17 protein-coding genes and 1 pseudogene are annotated in these 19311 nt (G+C 60.3%); 9 read left to right on the top strand and 9 right to left on the bottom strand.

Annotated elements, in window-relative coordinates; genetic code table 11:
- Positions 1 to 89 precede the first annotated feature (89 nt).
- The 4 genes from leuD (at position 90) to CH251_RS12995 (ending at position 3914) form a co-directional block, all read left to right on the top strand.
- Positions 90 to 680, top strand: coding sequence for a 3-isopropylmalate dehydratase small subunit (leuD, locus tag CH251_RS13010; RefSeq protein ID WP_032391826.1), 591 nt, complete (start codon positions 90 to 92; stop codon positions 678 to 680).
- 19 nt (positions 681 to 699) lie between these two features.
- Positions 700 to 1893, top strand: a complete 1194-nt coding sequence (locus tag CH251_RS13005) for a hypothetical protein (RefSeq protein ID WP_143537842.1) — start codon at positions 700 to 702, stop codon at positions 1891 to 1893.
- Positions 1894 to 2282: 389 nt separating this feature from the next.
- Positions 2283 to 2480, top strand: coding sequence for a hypothetical protein (locus tag CH251_RS13000; protein ID WP_032391825.1), 198 nt, complete (start codon positions 2283 to 2285; stop codon positions 2478 to 2480).
- 111 nt (positions 2481 to 2591) lie between these two features.
- On the top strand, positions 2592 to 3914 hold the full coding sequence (locus CH251_RS12995) for a hypothetical protein (RefSeq protein ID WP_032391824.1): 1323 nt from the start codon (positions 2592 to 2594) through the stop codon (positions 3912 to 3914).
- Positions 3915 to 4368: 454 nt separating this feature from the next.
- On the opposite strand, the gene CH251_RS12990 is transcribed toward CH251_RS12995, so the two are convergent.
- From CH251_RS12990 to CH251_RS12980, 3 genes are read right to left on the bottom strand one after another with little or no spacing between them, the layout of a single operon-like run.
- Complete coding sequence (locus tag CH251_RS12990; RefSeq protein ID WP_032391823.1) at positions 4369 to 6201, bottom strand: hypothetical protein; 1833 nt, start codon at positions 6199 to 6201, stop codon at positions 4369 to 4371.
- Between the two features lies 1 nt (position 6202).
- Positions 6203 to 6676 (bottom strand): ABC-three component system middle component 2, encoded by a 474-nt coding sequence (locus tag CH251_RS12985; protein ID WP_032391931.1) that lies wholly within the window; start codon positions 6674 to 6676, stop codon positions 6203 to 6205.
- Complete coding sequence (locus tag CH251_RS12980; RefSeq protein WP_052053429.1) at positions 6673 to 7764, bottom strand: ABC-three component system protein; 1092 nt, start codon at positions 7762 to 7764, stop codon at positions 6673 to 6675. The genes CH251_RS12985 and CH251_RS12980 overlap by 4 nt, the downstream gene beginning before the upstream one ends.
- Before the next feature lie 784 nt (positions 7765 to 8548).
- On the opposite strand from CH251_RS12980, the pseudogene CH251_RS12975 reads away from it, so the two are divergent.
- Positions 8549 to 9240, top strand: a pseudogene (locus CH251_RS12975) (Crp/Fnr family transcriptional regulator).
- Between the two features lie 137 nt (positions 9241 to 9377).
- On the opposite strand, the gene CH251_RS12970 reads toward CH251_RS12975, so the two are convergent.
- The 5 genes from CH251_RS12970 to CH251_RS12950 all read right to left on the bottom strand — a co-directional run bounded on the left by CH251_RS12970 (position 9378) and on the right by CH251_RS12950 (position 14412).
- Positions 9378 to 10328, bottom strand: coding sequence for an aldo/keto reductase (locus CH251_RS12970; RefSeq protein ID WP_032391822.1), 951 nt, complete (start codon positions 10326 to 10328; stop codon positions 9378 to 9380).
- 17 nt (positions 10329 to 10345) lie between these two features.
- Positions 10346 to 10918 (bottom strand): helix-turn-helix domain-containing protein, encoded by a 573-nt coding sequence (locus CH251_RS12965; protein WP_032391821.1) that lies wholly within the window; start codon positions 10916 to 10918, stop codon positions 10346 to 10348.
- Positions 10919 to 10921: 3 nt separating this feature from the next.
- Complete coding sequence (locus CH251_RS12960) at positions 10922 to 11425, bottom strand: PaaI family thioesterase (protein ID WP_032391820.1); 504 nt, start codon at positions 11423 to 11425, stop codon at positions 10922 to 10924.
- 468 nt (positions 11426 to 11893) lie between these two features.
- A complete protein-coding gene (locus CH251_RS12955; RefSeq protein WP_256979041.1) occupies positions 11894 to 13543 on the bottom strand; it encodes a CocE/NonD family hydrolase in 1650 nt (549 codons plus the stop codon).
- 248 nt (positions 13544 to 13791) lie between these two features.
- The gene (locus CH251_RS12950) at positions 13792 to 14412 is read right to left on the bottom strand and encodes a TetR/AcrR family transcriptional regulator (protein ID WP_032391819.1); all 621 of its coding nucleotides are present in this window, start codon (positions 14410 to 14412) and stop codon (positions 13792 to 13794) included.
- A gap of 122 nt (positions 14413 to 14534) precedes the next feature.
- On the opposite strand from CH251_RS12950, the gene CH251_RS12945 reads away from it, so the two are divergent.
- From CH251_RS12945 to CH251_RS12935, 3 genes are read left to right on the top strand one after another with little or no spacing between them, the layout of a single operon-like run.
- Positions 14535 to 16145, top strand: coding sequence for an AMP-binding protein (locus CH251_RS12945; RefSeq protein ID WP_032391818.1), 1611 nt, complete (start codon positions 14535 to 14537; stop codon positions 16143 to 16145).
- Complete coding sequence (locus tag CH251_RS12940; protein WP_230598280.1) at positions 16142 to 16951, top strand: enoyl-CoA hydratase/isomerase family protein; 810 nt, start codon at positions 16142 to 16144, stop codon at positions 16949 to 16951. Before CH251_RS12945 ends, CH251_RS12940 begins: the two co-directional genes overlap by 4 nt.
- A complete protein-coding gene (locus tag CH251_RS12935; protein WP_032391817.1) occupies positions 16948 to 17706 on the top strand; it encodes an SDR family NAD(P)-dependent oxidoreductase in 759 nt (252 codons plus the stop codon). Before CH251_RS12940 ends, CH251_RS12935 begins: the two co-directional genes overlap by 4 nt.
- A gap of 293 nt (positions 17707 to 17999) precedes the next feature.
- Here the strand turns inward: CH251_RS12935 and CH251_RS12930 are convergent, their stop codons facing one another.
- On the bottom strand, positions 18000 to 18431 hold the full coding sequence (locus CH251_RS12930) for a MerR family DNA-binding transcriptional regulator (protein WP_230598277.1): 432 nt from the start codon (positions 18429 to 18431) through the stop codon (positions 18000 to 18002).
- On the opposite strand from CH251_RS12930, the gene CH251_RS12925 reads away from it, so the two are divergent.
- Positions 18418 to 19242 (top strand): NADPH-dependent F420 reductase, encoded by an 825-nt coding sequence (locus CH251_RS12925; RefSeq protein ID WP_371828543.1) that lies wholly within the window; start codon positions 18418 to 18420, stop codon positions 19240 to 19242. The genes CH251_RS12930 and CH251_RS12925 overlap by 14 nt on opposite strands.
- The last annotated feature ends 69 nt before the right edge of the window (positions 19243 to 19311 follow it).

The raw sequence follows: 19311 nt of genomic DNA, 5'->3' as shown, positions 1-19311 counted from the left end.
TAGAACAGCCGGGCCCGGGGTGACCGTACGCGCGTGCCACCCCGGTCCCGGCAACCCAACTCCGCGCAGCACCGGAGGTGCACCAACCCATGCAGGCCTTCACCACCGTCACCGGAATCGCTGCGCCCCTGCGGCGTAGCGGAGTCGACACCGACCAGATCTGCCCCTCGGAATACATGAGGCGCGTCACTCGCACCGGCTACGACGACGCACTGTTCGCCAGCTGGCGGGCCGACCCGGACTTCATTCTGAACCGTCCGCCGTTCGACACCGGACAGATTTTGGTGACCGGACCCGATTTCGGGATCGGATCCTCCCGCGAACACGCAGTATGGGCGTTGTGGGACTTCGGCTTTCGCGTCGCCGTATCATCGCGGTTCGCCGACATCTTCCGATCCAACGCCGGCGAAGCCGGCCTGCTCGCCGCCGAGGTCGCCCAACCCGACGTCGAACTGCTGTGGAAACACATCGACTCGCACCCCGGTGAGAACATGACCGTCGACCTGCACACCTGCACCATCACCGCCGGTACCCTGACCGTGCCGTTCGGCATCGATCCCACCACCCGCAGAAAGCTTCTCGACGGGCTCGACGACATCGCCTCGACGCTCCAGTACGACGCCGACATCGCCGACTTCGAGCGTCGCCGACCTTCCAGAATGCCCCGAACCACCGCATGAACATCGAGCTGGGGCCGTGGTGACCGGCGCACCCGACGTGGCCGGGTCGGGGTGGCTGCGCAACCTGGTGCCCATCGACCCGCAGACCCCCGCGCCGGCCAGTACCGCGGCCACCATCGCCGATGCCGCAGAACGCATCGGCAGCGGTCCGGTCGCGTGGGCCTGCGAGGTGGGTTCGGCGATGGCGACCACCATCGTCGAGGAGATCCCCGAGATCGGCGGCGGTACCGAACAACTCGACACACTGCGGATGGGGACCGAATCGTCAGCCATCCGCGCTCTGTTGCGGATCGCCGAGCTCGACGATGCCATGCCGGCCATCACCGACGAAGCGCTGCGCGGGGACCGTGAATTCGTCCGCCGCGGAGTCGCCCTCGACCGAGTGCTGCGCGGTGTCCGCCTCGGTCATGCAGCCCTCTCGCGCGCCTTCATGGCCGCCTGCACCCGCTACGTCGACGCTGAGCAGCGCGTGCCGCAGATGCAACGCATCTCCGAGCTGCTCTTCGACTACATCGACGAATTCTCTGGGGCCATGGCCACCGAGTACGTCGCCGAACGCGACCGATGGATGGCCAGCGCCGCGGCCACCCGCGCCGAAGCGGTGCGCGCGATCCTCGCCGGCGAACTCGACGACGCAGCCGCCGCCACCGCGGCACTGGATTACGACGTCAGCGTCGAGCACATCGCGCTGACCCTGTGGTTCGAGCCGGCGCGCCGCCGCGCCGACACGACCGACCTGCACGCTGCCGCCCACGACGCGCTCACTGCAGCCGGCGCCACGCAGCGGCTCGTGCTTCCCGTCGGTGCCGCCAACGTCTGGGCCTGGGGCGGGCGCCGCCGCTTTCCGATCACCCTCCCCCTCGTCGACCATCGACCCTCCACCCGAGACATTCGCGTAGCAGTCGGTGCCCGTGGAACCGGGTTGGCAGGCTTCCAGCGCTCTCACCACGACGCGGCCATGGCCGAACGCTCGGCCCGCATGGCGCAGCGCCCGACGCCGCTCACCTTTTACACCGAAGTAGCCGTACCGGCCATGCTGACCCAAAACATAGACGCAGCAAGCGCTTTCGTTGTCCGGGAAACATCAACGTCCCCGCACTGGGGCGGGGATTCAGCGAAATGGCGGAGGTCGGCGACTCTCCGCTGTCTGACACATAGTGCACCACCGCATCAATGGGCTCCTGCGACTCCATTGCAACGGCCAATGTTTTGAGTGACTAACGAACCCACACTAAGTTCGAGCCGCGAGGCACCCTCCGGGTAGCCCGCATCGCCACACGATGGAGCCGCAGACTGGCGAGAGGGGCGTACCGAGGTCCGATCTGCCAGGGCCTCCCTCCCTGACACTCTTGGCAGAGCCAGACCGGCCCCCGGAGTGTCGTCGGCACCCTCGGCAAACACTCGTTTAACATCCCTGGTAGCCTGAATCATCTTTTCTACGGTGGCAAGGAGCTGGCGAGTGGAAGGTCTCAAAGGTCGAGCACGTAGCATCGCTTGCAACGGACGCCCCAGCTCAGAGCGCCGACACAGCCAAACTGACGCCACGCGAAGAGAACGAGAGCGGTCCCGACCCATGCCCACAAGCGAATCGACAGCACACGCATGAGCAAGCTTGCTCGAGCCAAGACCGGCAAATTGAAGTTCATTGCCGGCGGCAAGCACAGCGACGCCCAGAAGCGGCTCATTGAGCGTGTGGCTAAGGACGGGTCGAAGGGCTCCATTGTCATCAAGACCGGCGGAGGGGGCGTGGTCTCCGAGAAAATGTCTAGACACCTCAAGCCAGCCCACACCACTCAGTAGTCGTGTATGCAGCTGCCTGAAGGCTCCCAAAACTGGGCAGATTTAGCCAGACTTGGCCGGTACTTTCTAGACCTGGTCGAGGATCCGTCTTGGGTTCAGAGACGAGTAACGGTGATCGATTTCGTGGATCTGCAGCGAGCCCGCAGATCCGTCTCGATGACTATTTCAGGTCCGGAGCTTCTCCGCCGGGCACGCAAGCACCAAATCTCGATCGCAAACGGAATTTTCATCCCCCTGGAACTGATGCCAAAAGGACTCTTGGTCGACTTCAGTATCCGAGATGGGAACGGAGCCGCGATTCCGCTCGTAACGAGCTCGCGCGACTCTGTTGCTGCACAGGCACTCATTCTTGCATGCGCGGAGAAGAGCGGTATTGATCCGATGGAGTTCTCCAGTACTGCTATTGACAAAGTGTATAACATTGCACATTCGTTCCCCACCGACGACATCGTGCAAGCAGTCAGTAGTGGAATTAATAATGATAGCCTGAAGAAGCTCTGGGGAATCCAGACAGGACAGTCGAGCAGTGCCCTCCAGGTCGAGACGTGGGACCGAGCGTTCGGTGATCCAAAATTCCGACAGTTTATGGCGACCTTTACCTTACAATTCATGCCTATCGTCTTTGTTACTTCCGGTTCACTAGATACGGATTTTATACTAAAAACAAGTATCACTGACAGCGAGCCCGTACTGGGGCAGAGATCGATCAAGGAAAGACTTGCCATTGATGGTGTATTGATTCAATACACCGCAACTAATAGCGGACTAGCCCAGCGAGAACATATTCGACTGAATGCCCCTGAGGGCACATTTGCGACCGAACCAATTGTCACACAAGGGCTATCGGGTACAGAGGAAGCGTCGGGCACTCTTCGCCCGTCGAACTCCATACATCAGATGACCACTCGCTCTGCCGCGACACTGTACCTCAATTCTGAATCCTCTGACGTTTATAATCTTTACCTAGAGCTAAGGCCGACCACGCGCTCATTTCTAATACCATCTTTCATCTCCGTCGCTTCAGCCATGCTCATCCTCACTCTCGGAGTAATCCTGCATGCATCGGACGGCCGACTCAACAATATTGCTACCGCTACATCGGGTTCAACTGTGGCGTTGCTTCTAATTATACCTTCTTTGGTCTCAGCTTATTTCGCGCAGCCAGGGGAACATGAGGTGCGCGCCAGCTTGCTGGCCGTTCCTAGATTCGTCGTCGGCATGTCCGCCTTCTTCACCACGATGGCAACAGTGCCGATTTTCGTCAATATGAGCGGTCGTGTAATCGCCCTTACATGGCTTACAGCCTCGATTGTATGCGTCTTGACTCTGATCTATTTGATTGTCGTCAGACACAATATCAATAAAGCTATTCGAGAGGTCGACCTCATTTCTGGCCTTACCGTAGAGTCGCAGACTTTTGAGCTCGAAGACTGACCCCTGCAATCCAGACACCTTATCGCGTTACCTACCAAAAGTCGCACATTAGGGGACTATGTTGAATGCGGGCGAAATAGGGTGGCACTCACCGATGCCCACCGGAACCCATCAAGCAGATTCGACTGGCGTCCCTCGCCGACCTCATAGAGCAATGCGATCTAATGGCGTGGCCAAACAGAAGTGGTGGCGTCTGAGCACCGTTGACACACCGCGGCACTACTGAGCCATGATCGAAAGATCGCTTGCCGACGACTGTCGCGAACTCCCCCTCACTCCCTGTTTTTAATCAAGCGAGCAGCCATAAACTCAACACAACAATGGACGCGGGAACGAAGCGCGGAGACTCACATCGATCTCAAACAAAGCCTTTGAGTAGCTTCGAATCCGACAAAGAATCCGCACACGCCAGAAATAGTAAATGCTGAAATGTGGCCCAGACCTAAAAACCTGTCTAGGGCACTGGGAAGAATCCATACCGTCCAGTTTCGGAGGCAGTAAACACTATGTCCATTGTCTGATCGTCAAGCGCTTCAGGTGGATCCGTATTCTCCATGACGATGACCTGTCCCGTGGAATTATGCTGCAGGTCTCGATAAAATGCGGCTACGACGTCACGCGGCGGCTCTCCTACATCTACCTGGGGCTGATCTGGAGGTCGGTAGGTTACGAGCGGACTGTCGAGTACAACAAATCCCGGATGCGCGATTACTCGATCGGAACAATACTGCGCAAGCGCAAGAGTGAAGGCACCATGCAAAATTGCGCGAACTCCCTTGCCGTGGGCTGATCGCATCTGATCACCAGCAATAATGTCCTGCACGGATGCGTCGTAACGAACCTCGGTGGGTTTTGGGTAGCCCCATGACTTGAGACGATCTACCAATTCGCGCGAAAATTCGCGCTGAGCCCGCAGGCTGACTGATGTTGACACAGCGGCTGTTTCCGCAGTCGATTCATCGAGGACAACGAGCTTCATCTTTTCGAGAGATTCAATTTGATCATACAATCCCAACGAGCGCTCGACGTCGCTTCGCTTACGGATGTACTCGTTCAGCGCCGAATTATCAACGGCCAAGGTGCGCTCGTCATCTGCTAACCGAGACCTCAATCTCGATTGCTCCGCTGACGACAGGCGAGCAAGTTCCTTAAGTTCTTTTCGACGTACTACGAGGTCGTCGATGGTCGATTGCAGATCATCTGACAACGCGCGGGTACGACGTGACTGTTCATCGATCGCTGAACCAAAATTTGTTGCTTCCCCGTTACAATCAGTGTTGTAGTGTTGGTCCTCGGCCTCCGCGCCACAAAATACACAGGTTCCGACCGCGAAATAGCCCAGCAAGTTTCCCGCCTCCCGCACAGTATCTAGACGCGCGAGGTCCGACAAATACTTTCGGTGCAATAAGAAAAATCGATTCTGCAGCGCGAATGTGTCGCCCCACTCGACTTCAAGCTTAGAAAACTGATCCTGTTGTGATCGGAGTTCACTATTAACCGTCGCGCGTCTCTCAAGTAGACCGCCGATGGATGCGCTCTGCTGCTCAATTGTCGAGTTCAACCGGGCGAGCTGGTCCCGCAATATTGTGGCCTCCGGCGCGTCGGCTAGCGCCGCTTCTAGGTTCGCCAGCATGCGGTCTATCACCTCAATTTTTGCTGCACTCACCTTCGCTACGTCAGATTTCGACTCGACTTCCACCAGATCAGAATCGTCAGAATCCTGTAAGAACATCTTGAGAACCGATACCTCCTTGGTCCTCGTGACGTAGTTTCCCGTCAAAGCCGGCGGTGTGTCAGCCTGCATCTGTGTCTCATCGACCACACATAAGTTGACCACGTTCCGAAAGCTCAGACTGTCAGTCGCATTGCGTAGATTTTTTCGAACCCGGCGCCCATCAAGTCCTATGCACGCAAGGAAGAATCGCGAGATGTTGGTCTCGGACGCGACATTATGCTTTGGAGTCAAAGTCTCATCTGGCGGGGCGAGCGGGCCACTTCGGATGTCTGACCTGTAGAGGCCGAAGTTTCCACCGTCCACCGATCGAGTCAGAGTCACAAGACGCTCATCAGGCATTTGAACGCCAAGCAACACCGTAGAATAATTTTGCCGCTCTGGTATTTCCTTTAACGCGTTAGCACCCATCATAAAATCCAAGGCATCAACTATGAAGGACTTCCCTGTATCGGAAGGCCCACGGACCAACGTCACCGCAGGCCCGAACACCACCCGTGCGGGCTCCACCGTTGCGCCGATGAAGGTCAGATGGGTGAGTCTGATCTGCGACATCTCAGCGCAGCCTTTCCTGGTCGATAACTTGAGCAAATTCCTGTGACCAATGCTTTGTCACTGAACTCATCGCCGCACGCAGGGTGGGCTCGTCTAAAGACCCGAAGTTACCCACAACCCATGATGCCCGCACTCTCAACTGCAACGCATACTCCGTCTGCAGCAATTTTGTGAATCCGTCTGCTGCCTCGCTGGCCCAGAATTCGATGCCTCGCTCGCTTACACCGCCGTGTATCAAGTGAGCACGAATCATCACCTCGAGGCCAGTTTCGATCAGGTGGCGTTTTACGCCCAGCTCGCCTGCGCGTACAGGTACCGGCGGGTGCAGACTTTCCGGTCCCCCAAAGTCTGCGCTATGGAGCAAACTGTGGTCCAGCAATAACAACTGATCCATATCCAGATGCTCGGGAAACGCCTCTGTCAAGACCATCAGGACGCGCAAACCGACCTCAACCGGACTGTTGAGTGGCTTCACGACCTTGCCCCCCGCGCCCACTCCAAGCGAGAGTCATTCGCAAGCTGGTGGCATATGCCCTTGCGATCCTCCGGTCGGGCCACAGACACCAGGGCATGCGCGCTGAGGTCGAGCAACGTTGCTTGGTTTAGTGCCGCTGTCAGTCGGAACATTGCAGAACTATGCTCAGCGTCCACAATCTCAATAACTCCGGCATGCACATCGCCCTGCAATGATTCAAACGTTCCATCCGGTACGGAATCGCGCACGTCCATGCGTAGCGCCTCCGCAGAATAGAAGCTAAGACGTTGGCGCTTGAAATGGTCACCGAACTTCGGATGCTCAGCAAGTAGATTTCCGTCGCTGAGGTCGTCTGCGCACGCTTCAGCATAGACGTTACGTAACTCAACTACATAGTTGGTCTCGTGCAAGCCGAGCTTGCTCGGGGGCTGGGCAACCTCAGATCGAGTTAGCACCGGTCCACCAAACCGCCCATGATGGTATTTCGTTCTTGAATGTGTCTCCAAGGCATCAAGCAGCTCTATCGACCTAAACATGGAGAAGTCTGTCTCCGCCGAGAGGAGTCGGATGCGGAGCAGCACATCGGCGTCTATTTCCTTTGTCAAAGTTCCCGCTGCGTCCAATGCCGCAATGAATTGTGCGCGTAGCTTAGTTGGTTTGCTAAGTAGTCGGTTAAGTGTCCCGCCACAACCTTTCGGCGCGAGGAACTGATAGCTATCCGGCATGACATAGTCCTGCGCGTCGACGTGGAGAAACACTTTGAGCATTTCCGGGTAAGCGTCAGCAGGCCTCAGCTCTCGAGCGTAATGCTTACCCTGGAAGCAATCCCATGCCCCCTCAAGACCAAACTCTGTCTTGAAAGCTGCCACGTCGATCCCTTGATCTCCGGTGCCACCAAGCCGTTTAATCTGAACATAGCTATCTTCCAGGCCACGCGCCCACTCGGCAATAAAGTCCTCCCAGTCACCGCTTGAGTAAAAATAGATCCGTTGTGCAGGTGGAACCGGAGGACCTCCGTGTGTCGACGCCTTGCCGACAGCGGGCCTGGGAAGGTGAGAGAGATCGACGCCGGCCATACCAGTCGTCATACATGCCTCCTCCTAAATTTGCCTAGCGTTGGTTCGACACTCTATTCATGGTCTGACCAAGCTACGAGCGCAACGCTGCAGAACATCGCCGAAATTCCACCACGGCCTGACTATAGTGGTCGGACTTCACAACAGGCAGCCCGCACAAGTCGGACAATCACGTCGTGGCAGAGGCCTACAGGTCCGCGTCGCCGTCAACTTCGACAAGTTGAAGTGCCGTCTCATCTGAATCCGCACTAGGGGAACTTGCAAACGACCGGTCCCAAAGTCGCCGAGATCTAGCCGCGCTCCGCCAACCGATCCTGCAACCGCACCAACGTCGTTCGCATCTTTAGAGCCCCGGCGATCTCGGCCAACACCTCTGGATCGCACCGCCGATACAACTGCTCCGCCGCCGGCTATACCTCACCCTCGGCATCACCGAGCCCCGGGCGCTTCACCAGATCTCACACCGTTTGCTCGGTCGTAGTCACCAACACCGCGCCCAACTCGGTATCGATACGCGTGCCGACAGATTAATCCGAATGAATGAACGAGGCCCGGTGTCCAGGACATGGCCGGTGCTTGGCAAGAGAGTGATGACTATGCGAAGCGAAGCAGTCGGCCTGAGGCGAAACACAAACCACGGGTGGTTAGATTGTCGGGGGACGGAAAACATAGATCCAACTCAGTCCGCGTCGTTGCGATGGTTAACATCCGCCTAGACGTGGCCGGAGACGCGACTGCGTGACCGCGTGTTCTACAGACGTTGGGGTTGAAGCAAACCAGTCACCCGACTTGGCTCCTGAGGGTCGCCCCTGCCTGTGGGTCGCCCCTTCTACGGGCAGGCATATTTAAAGGTATCGAGCCTTCAGCAGTTGCAGCGTTGACCGGGCAATTTGCGCCTGTCGATTTCCCTCGCGGGCACGTGGTGTTCACCGAAGGCGATCCGGGCGACCGGCTCTACATCATCGTCTCCGGCAAGATCAAGCTCGGCCGCCGATCCCCGGACGGCCGCGAGAACCTGCTGGCCATCATGGGCCCTTCGGACATGTTCGGTGAGCTGACGATTTTCGATCCGGGCCCCCGTACCTCCACCGCCATCACGGTCACCGCGGTCTATGCCGCAAGCATGGACCGCGACGCTCTCGAGTCGTGGATGAATCGGCGGCCTGACATCGCTTACCAGCTGCTACGCGTACTGGCTCGACGCCTGCGCCGCACCAACAACAACCTCGCCGACCTCATCTCCACCGACGTCCTCGGCCGAGTCGTTAAGACGCTGCTTGAGCTCGCACAACGCTTCGGCATCCCGAGGCCGGCGCGGTACGCGTCACGCACGACCTGACACAAGAAAAGATCGCCCAACTAGTGGGTGCCTCACGCGAAACCGTGAACAAAGCGCTCGCCGACTTCACGCACCGTGGCTGGCTGCGCGTCGAAGGCAAAAGCGTGCTCATCTCCGACCCGCACCGGCTCACTGGAAGGGCGCGCTGAACAACGGCCGGCCACAACCTGGACTCACTGGCCCAGAAGTGGAAACCCTGATCTACGCGGGGTCAATGTCTACTATCACGGGCCACACCGCCCAGATCGAGTCCGTCCAGCCACATCCACTGCCTGAGAATTCGTCCTCATTCAGGGATTTGGTTCAGGGCAAGGTCGACTTCCGGTGTCCAGACGAATTGATTGGCAGCCCATGCCGCGGACCACTGCTCGTCGCGGCTGACGGAAATGATCGGGGCGGCGATCTGGGGTTGGTGCATGACCCATGCCAACGCGAGTGAGGCCGGTTCGAGTCCGTACTGGGCAGCCACGTCATCGAACGCGCGCAGACGAAACTGTGCGCGGGGGTCGTCGAGAAGGTGCGCGGTGCCCGACGCGATACTCGCACGGTCACCGTGACCGGGACGCTCACCGTTGCTGTACCGGCCGGCGAGAAGCCCGTTCGCCAACGGTGAGTACGGCGTGTAGAGCAGGCCTTCGGCCTCCACGATAGGGAGCAGTTCGGGATCGTCGCGTCGGGTGAGCCAGGAGTATTCGTTCTGCACCAGAGCCGGCCGAACGAGGCTTAATTTGTCCGCGGTGTGCAAAACCTCGGTCAGATCGGTAGCGGTGACGTTGGAGACGCCGTAGGCGCGAATCGTGCCGTCCTCCACGGCCCGGCTGAATACCGGCAACGAGTCCTTCCACGGTGTATCCGGATCGACACGGTGGGAGAGAAACAGGTCGACGCGGCCGAGCGTATCGATACTGCGCTGCAAGCGTCCCACGACGTGCTCGGGTGACAGGTTTGGGCCGGTGGCAGTGTTACCGGCCTTCGTTTGGATCAGTACATCCGCGTCCGGGTGCGCACGCACCCACTCACCGACAATTCGTTCGCTTGCGCCCTGGGCGTAGATGTCCGCGGTGTCGAACACCGTGATGCCGACCTCGACCGCGTGATCCATGATCGTGGTCGCGCGCGCAGCGTCCAGGCCGACACCGGGAGCAACAGTTCCGGCAATGCCGCCGAAGTTGCCCGTTCCCAACAACGCTGGGCGCAGTTGCCGTCGGAGCATGGATGTGAGGTCGGTCGTGGTCATGACTCGGTCTCTTTCTGTCAGGACGTCGGCGGTGTCATCGGTCTCGATTCGAGCCTGTCGGCGGGTTCGAGTGCAACGGCCACGTCGCGGCTGCGGGACCGACGTTGCGCACGCTGAGTGGTGTCGAGTCGTTTCCGCAAGAACTCGGACGCTTTCGGCCCGGATACGAACTGCGCCTTGCTCTCTGCCAGAGTGCGACCAGTTCGACGGTCCACGAATACCGGGTCGATGGTCTCCCCCGCCTCGTCCACCAATACGACCGCACGATCATCGTCGTCGACGTGCTTGTTGCCCCAGGCATAGAGCGCGATGATCACCGGGGTGAGTTCTCGGCCACGGGCAGTCGGTACGTACTCGAAGCGAGGCGGACGGTCGCTGTATTGCCGACGTTCCAGCAATCCAGCGTCGACCAACGATTTGAGCCTGCGCGTCAACATGTTCGGCGCGATACCGAGATTGCGCTCGAACTCGTCGAAACGACTGAACCCATCGAGCGCATCACGCAGGATCAGCAGAGTCCACCATTCACCGACCTGTTCGAGCGCGCCGGCGATAGGGCAACCCATGCTGTCGAAACTGCTGCTCGGCATGTGTCACCCAGGGGGTATGACCAGCAGGGAACTCGTCCCGGTGGCTACGACATTACCGTCCTTGTCGACTATGGAACCTTCTGCGAAGATGACTCGGGATCCTCGTTTGACGACGGTTCCAGTGGCGATCAACGGCCCACTCGAATCGAGTATGCCTCTGAGATAGCTGACGTTCAGGTCGATCGATGTGTACCCGGTTCCGGCAGGCAGCGTGGTGTGCGCCGCGCAGGCAATCACTGTATCGAGCAGAGTGCACGCGAGACCGCCGTGCACAGTGCCGATGGGGTTGTAGTGCGCCTCGGACGGAGTGCACTCGAACACCACGGTGCCGTCCTCGACCTCAACGGGATCGAACTGCATCAGAACCGCGATCGGTGGCGGTGGCAACTCACCCGCCGCCAGAGCCCTCATCACCTCGAGCCCGCTCATCTGCGATGCCTCTCGCAGAACCGATTTCGGAGGCGTCCAGGTGAAAGTCTGCGAGCGTTGTTCTATTTCGGTTGTCATGTCCGTCCTTCAGAAGTGGCAACACGCCAGTGCGTAACTATCAAAACGATAGTCAGTATGCGCTGCATTGAGCAGATTGCATAGTGGCATTCAGCCGATGGCTGCTGCCGTCCTGCCCATTCTTGGATCCAGATCTGCACGAGCCGTTTCGCTCATGACGAAAAGCCATTCCCCGGTCCAGTGGCGATCCCGACAGACTCCGCCGTGCCGACACGGCGGTTGCGTGCAACGGTGAGAGTCCGCTGCTGCAGACCCGCAGGATCGGATGCACCACCCGGCAAGAGCGGCGGCATCCGTACAGACCCGCACGTCGAAGCCGACACGCAAACGGACTCCGCCACCGAGTTTCGGTTTTTCAAATCCCCTTGCGTACAAGCCTTCACGGCGCGTCGCGATCGACTCGTCGAGTTCCCAAATGTCCGCGACGGGTGCATGAGCGTGCAGCGATCCCCGTCGGTGGCTTTGCGGTCAGGCTGGAATGACGGGCAAGATGAGGCGTGAAGGACGTGTGGTGTCGTGGTGGACGATTTGGTGGGCGACTCGAGTCGTTGTACCGGTGGTGGGGTCCTCGCCGGTGTTGAGGTTCCGGTCCCAGCGGGGAAAGTTGCTCGAGGTGACCTGGACGCGGAGTCGGTGTCCGGTTCGAATGACAATGCTTGTAGACCAGAGGTCTATTTCGTGTTCGTTGACTCGGCCGTTTTCGGTAGTGACGCGGGTGATGCCGTCGACGATGTTGAGTGAGCGCCCGTCTTCGTCGACGTCGCAGAGACGCACCACCCAGTCGGTCGACGGGCCGTCGGTGGACGCAAAGATCGAAGCCGCGACTCGTCCGGTGATTTCGAGATCTTCGGTGAGTGGTTCGGAGGTGTAGACGAGGACGTCGTCACGTGCCTCGACCTTCGCTTGATCGAAGGCACCCGCAGGGTAGGAGCCAGCCATGACAAGCGGACCGCCGGTGGTGGTCACCGGGTCTGCGGGATCGTAGGTGTAGGTCGACGCGGACTCGAGAACGGTGGGTGCCGACACCGACAACCCTCCATCGGGGTGAAGATAGAACGCGGTGGCACGGGCTCTGTCCAGGGGCCATGTTTCCTCGTGGCGCCATTCGTTGATTCCCATGACAAAAATATCGACACCGGATTCGTGTGCGACATCTGCGGGCTTGTCGGCGAGGAAATGGTCGAACCAGTCGAGCTCGATCCCGGTCATAGTTCCGTCGGGGCTGGGTGGGAGGGACCCGAGGCCGTAGTAGACGTCGCCGAGATGTCCTGGGACGGTACTCAAGTGGCTGGTATGTGCCCACGGGCCGACGATCAACCTACTGGTCAGACCCTGCTGTCTGGCGTCGACGAAGTTGTCCAGAGACCCTTGCTGGAAGACATCGAACCATCCGGAAACGTTCAACGACGGCACAGTCACGTCCCCGTGGCGCCCGGCGACGCGTGCTTCGTCGATGCTGGCTTCATCACGGAGACCGCGTTGGGTTCCGATGTCCGGCAGGCCCGTTCGCGCGAGGGCAGGAGAAGCGCCGGAGGGAAGTTCCCAGTAGGTCTCGTCGGCGAGGTGGTCCAGGTCATAGATTGTGGTGCCGACCTTGGCAAGAAGATCGTCGACGCTTGTGCTGGACTTGGGATAGTGCGAAAGAGACTGCGCCAGCGACCAGTACAGGTTGAGTCCAATTTCGAGTGCGCCACCTCGATAGAAGATGCCGTCAGTGGGTTCGCTCCATGTCAACTGCGGTGCAATCACGGCGAGATGCGGCGGATTGGCGACGGCAGCGGCCCACTGTGTGTTGCCTGTGTAGCTGGCGCCGAACATTCCCACCCGGCCGTTGCTGCCGGGGATCGTCGCGGCCCATTCGACGGTGTCGTATCCATCTGTACGCTCGAACGCCCAGGGAAGCCACTCCCCGTCCGACTTGTAACGGCCCCGAGTGTCTTGGTGGATGACGATATAGCCGCGTTGTACCGCTTTGAGCGTATCGAGCAAACTCGAAACCAGTAACGGCATCTGCTTGTCGTACGGGGTGCGCTGGAGCAGCACGGGCCATGGCCCGTCGCCGGCGGGGCGGTAGATGTCGGCCCGCAAGACGACACCGTCTCGCATGGGGACAGACACGTCGAATTCTATTGTCGCTGGGCTCATTCGATCCTCTTTCGCAGTCTCGACCATTGCAGTCAACGGTGGCGGACACCACCCAGTGGGTTCGATCCGAAAAACGTACTGTCCGGACCGTTCTGTCGTCGCACCGCGTCGCGAAACTCTATCGGGTACTCAGACGATATGAAACGTACCCTCTCGAGGGGTCGCGTGGACCTTTTCGACTGTAAGAATTCTGGACCCGTTCTCGACGCGAACTTCTGCCGTCAGCGTAGGAGTCCATTGAGGAGCAGATGGCCGAGTTCAGCGAAGGCGTCGGCGGCGGACAGGCCGGTTCGATCGAGGAGAACCCCCGACTGCACACCCTCGATGGCCAAAGCAACCAACTGAGAGGCGAAGACGCCGTCGCGCGCGGAGAACACGCCGTCGGCAATACCGCCGTCGATCAGCTCACGCACCCGCTCCGCGGCTTTCTCGGTGTTGCGCCGATAGATCTCTGCCGTCGGCTCGAAACCGATCATGTCGGCGTAGAACGCGCGCGAGTTGCGGCGCATCGCATCCGCCACGCCCCCGAGGTACGTCGTAATCTGTTCCCTCGGATCATCCTGCGCCGCCACGGCGATCTCGATGGCCTCGGCCGAGGATCCGAAGAACTTTTTCGTGGCCAGAACCACGAGCTGCTCTTTGGTGGTCGCCACGCTGTACAGGGTCGCCTTCGAGCAGTGCAACCGCTCGGTGAGCTCCGCCATCGTGACCGACATGAACCCCTCGGACAGGAAAATGTCCTCGATCTGCTGCACGAGAAGTTCGCGCCGCGCAACGTCCACTCTCCGACGTCGCGGCGTGCGAGCCGTCGCGGCACTGCGCGAAGCAGGGGTGGCAGGCATGACCGAAGTGTCCCACAGGCCTTCGCCTCGGGCATCAGCCGAATCGTGTCGTTGTCAATTCGCTATCCGTCGGGTACTTTGCTGGGTACGCGCAGATAGCCATTAGTACCCAGGAGGTTGTCATGCCACTCGACGTCGATCTGCGCATCAGCGAGATCCTCGATACCTATGCCGATCCCGCTGCAGACATCGCACATCTTCTCTGCGACAGGCATTCCCAGGACCGCACCGCGCTGACGATCGTGACGGAAGAGCACGGGAACGTGATGTATTCGTACGGTGATCTGACCGCATCGTCGATGCGCGTGGCGTCCTACCTCCGTGAGCAGGGCATCGGCCCCGGCGATCGTGTCGCGACCGTGATGGGTAAGAGCATCGACCTGGTCAGCGTGATCCTGGGGATCTGGCGGGTCGGCGCGGTGTACGTGCCACTGTTCACCGCATTCGCCGAAGCTGCTGTCGGGTCCAGGATCTCGGAAGCATCCGCGGCACTGGTCTTCACCGACCGAGATCAACGACACAAAGTCCCCGAAGGTCCCTGGACCGCAGTCGTTCTCGACGACGGTCCCGACGGAATCCGCGCGCATCTCGATCTACTGCCCAGTTCACCCGTCTTCTCGACCCCGGTCGGGGGCGACGCCCCGTTGGTGCATATGTTCACCTCCGGCACTACCGGAACCCCCAAGGGCGTCGTCCATCCCGTGCGCTACGCAGCCGGCTGGGTCAGCTATCTCGAGTTCGGGCTCGGTGCGGACACCGACAGCTCCTTCTGGTGCGGTGCCGACCCGGGCTGGGCCTACGGTCTCTACACCGCGGTCGTCGCACCACTCGCAGCAGGCATCCCAACGGTTCTTCTGCAGGGCGGCTTCTCTCCCGCGTCCACGTGGTCGACCCTTGCCGATCTGAAGATCACCGACTTCGCCGCCGCCCCGACCGTATACCGCGGCCTGCGTGCTTCCGGGGTCACACCACCGGATGGTCTCGCCCTGCAGCGGTTGTCCAGTGCCGGTGAACCGCTCACGCCCGAAGTCAACGAATGGGCCTCCTCGACCCTCGGGTTGCGGGTACACGACCACTACGGTCAGACCGAGTTGGGTATGCCCATCGGCTACCCCCACCACCCTCAGCTGCAACGCGAGATCACCGACGGCACAATGGGACCCGCCCTACCCGGATGGACCGTGACCGTACTCGAGGCCGACACCGACGAACCCGCAACCCCGGGCACCATGGGCAGGCTCGCCGTCGTCGTCCCCGACAGTGCGTTCATGACCTTCACCGGTTACGCCGGTGCCACGGCACCGAGTGACCGATTCTGTTGCGGCGGAATCTATTTCACCACCGGCGACACCGCCGGCATCGACTCCAACGGTATCGTTCGTTTTTCGTCCCGAGACGACGACGTCATCATCATGGCCGGCTACCGCATCGGACCTTTCGACGTCGAATCGACCCTGCTGCGTCACCCGAACGTCACCGAATGCGCGGTCATCGCCGCGCCAGACGAAGTCCGAGGTGAAGTCGTCGAGGCCTACATCGTCCTTGCCGAGGGAGTTTCGGGCACCGACGCTGTCATCGCCGAATTCCAGACCTGGGTGAAGACGCACTACGCCGCACACGCCTACCCCCGCCGCGTCCACCTCGTAGATCGTCTCCCCAAGACGCCCAGCGGCAAAATTCAACGTGCAGAACTTCGGCGTCAGCGGCGGGCTCTCGATACGGATGCATCGTGATTACCGATGCGCCGGTCGTTCTCGTGACGCAGAACGGGCCCGTGCGCACGCTGACGATGAACCGACCGCACCGACGAAATGCGTTGGACAACACTCTCGTCGACGCACTCGAGATCGCATTGACTGGCGCCGAAAACGACGAAGAAACTCGCTGTGTCCTTCTGGCGGGTAGCGGACGAAGCTTTTGCGCAGGTGCCGACCTGCAGTACTTCCTCGCTCTCCAGGACGAACTCGGTAGTCCCATTTCGTTTCTCCGCCGTGTCTCGGCAATGATCACCCGATTCGAGACGAGCCCGCTCCCGATCGTCGCGGCAGTACACGGTCATGCCGTGGCAGGAGGTCTGGAATTGGCACTGGGATGTGATGTCGTCGTCGCAGCAGAAGACGCGCTCATCGGCGACGGACACATTCGCAACAACCTCGTACCGGCAGGCGGGTCGAGTGTGCGGCTACCCCGCAAGGTCGGCGACGCGATGGCTCGGTGGCTTTCCCTCACCGGTGAGCTGGTCACACCCGACCGCCTCGCGCAGGCCGGGTGGATTCACACCATTGCCAACCCCACTGACCTTGCGACGGCAGCTCTTACGGTGGCCGAGCAACTCGCTGTGGTCAGCGGCCCAGCTCAATCACGATTGAAGACACTGCTGTTCGAGCTCACCACCATGAACGCCACCGATGGCCTGGAAGCAGAACTCACAGCCTTCGACGGCCACTGGGAATCGAACGACGTGCCGTCCAGCCTCCGCGCATTCCTCAACGACAAAGCTACATCCGCATCCACACTCGAGAACAAAGGCCGCACATGAACCGATACAACGACCAGGTCGTGCTCGTCACCGGCGGAGCTCAGGGCCTCGGTGCCGCTATGGCCACCCGCTTCGCTGCCGAAGGCGCAACCGTTGCCATCGGTGACGTCAACATCGATGCGGCCACTACGCTGGCAGAGTCCATCCAGAGGCAGTACGGCACCGTCTGCACCGCCCGGCGAGTCGACGTCACCGACTCCGCCAGCGTGAACGAATGGGTGAATATCGTAGCGGGAGAGCAGGAGCGGATCGACGTACTCGTCAACAACGCAGGCATCATCCGCGACAACAAGATCGACGACATCGACGATGTCGACTGGCACACCGTCCTCAATGCATCGTTGACCGGTTCGTTCTACTGCACCCGAGCAGTGTTGCCACACATGCGCTCTCGCCAATACGGGCGCATCGTCTCCTTCTCGTCGATGAGCTGGCGCGGCAACTACGGACAAGCCAACTACGTCGCCGCCAAGGCCGGCATCGTCGGACTCACCCGCACCATCGCACTCGAAACCGCCCGGCACGGAATCACCGCCAACGCCATCGCACCCGGCCTGATCGAAACACCGATGCTCGCATCGATGAATGCCCCCGCACGCGACAAGCTCATCTCCAAAGTGCCCCAACGCAAGACAGGAAACCCCGAGGACATCGCCGAAGCCGCCGCCTACCTCTGCTCCCCCGCTGCCGGCTACGTCAGCGGCATCGTCCTCGACGTCGACGGCGGACTCGGCATCGGATCCTCCATCCGCTGAGCCCTGTCGCAGACGTTCGGTACGATGTAGCGACACTTGGGTTCGATCTCCGCGGTATGGATAGACCCGCCAACGACGAGCGAGGGCTTGTTGACGATCGTAAATCGCACTGATGGCATGCGGCGAAAACTATCTGTAGGAGAGAACAGGACCGTCGCCAATCGTCGACTCCACCGGCCGCGAAGTCCGAGTGAAAACTACCGACCCCGACGACACCGTCATCTCCGTAAGTGTGCGGGTCCGCACAGCATCGACCCGACTAGGTGCCCTCGGTGAAGTCACGGCGTCATCCGTCAGGATGCCTGCTCAGTCGACCGTTGCCCGTCCCGTGCCGTCGACAGGATCTGAGGCGCAGCCCGCGCCATCGCGTCGAGGTAACTGGTGATGGAGTCGCGGTTATGAGTAAGAAAGTCGATCTTGTCGTTCATCCGGTCACGCTCGTCGACCAGTAACGCATACAGCGCGGGGTCGGCGTTTTCCACCACGAGCTCTTGCGGCTTACCGAGGCACGGCAAGATGTTGGCCACGATCCGTGTAGGGATCCCGGTATCGACCAGACCACGGATCTTCTTGACCCGGTCGATCAGGTAGTCGTCGTACACCCGGTACCCGTTGTCGAGACGGCGTGGGCTGATGAGACCCTGCTCCTCGTAGTAACGGAGCATCCGCGCCGCGACCCCGGTCTTTTCCGCCAATTCACCGATCCGCACAGTGACTCCCCTCACACGATTTGACCTTCACACTAATGGCAAGGTTGATGATAGAGGAAACCGGAGGCACCAGGAGGACTTCATGAAGATCGGCATCATCGGAGCGGGCTCGATCGGCTCGACCATCGCCCGGCGGCTCGCCCGCCGGGGACACGAGGTAGCCATCGCGAATTCGCGCGGCCCCGAGACGATCTCGGCTGCGGCTCTGACTACCGGGGCGCGCGCCGTGACCGCCGCCGAGGCCGTGCGAGATGTCGAGGTGCTCATCGTGTCGGTGCCGATGAACCGCAACGCCGATATCGCCGCCTTCGTGAGGACGGCGCCTGAAGATGCTGTGGTTATCGACACGTCCAACTACTACCCCATGCGGGACGGCGCAATGCCCGCCTTCGACGACGGACAAGTCGAAAGCGTATGGCTCTCCCAGCTTTTCGGTCGTCCGGTGGCGAAAGTGTGGAACGCGATCACCTCGCAGTCCTTCGACAACAAGGCCACCGAGGCCGGCGACCCGAACCGTGTGGCCATCCCAGTCGCCGCGGACTCAGGCACCCATCGAGCGCTGGCGATGTCGCTCGTCGAGGAAACCGGTTTCGACGCTGTCGATGCCGGAGTCCTCGCAGACTCCTGGCGTCAGCAGCCAGGAGCCCCCGTCTACTGCACGGATCGCACGAAGTTGGCCATGCCCCGCTGGCTCGCCGCAGCCGAGAAGGCTCGCGTCCCGCAGCGCCGCGACCTCGTGATGAGAAGCATCGGCGAATACATCGACGAAGGCGGCACCATCGACGGGAAATTCCTCGTCGCCATCAACCGCGCCTGCTACAGCTGACACCCCCACTCTTTACTAACTTATCGACGCAGTCCGCTCCGTCCGACGCACCGTCGGCGACGGACCCGT

The organism is Rhodococcus sp. 06-462-5, assembly GCF_002258315.1.
Classification (GTDB): Bacteria; Actinomycetota; Actinomycetes; order Mycobacteriales; family Mycobacteriaceae; genus Rhodococcoides.
Note: the sequence above shows the minus strand (reverse complement) of the source record. Positions and strands in the feature narration are given on the sequence as shown.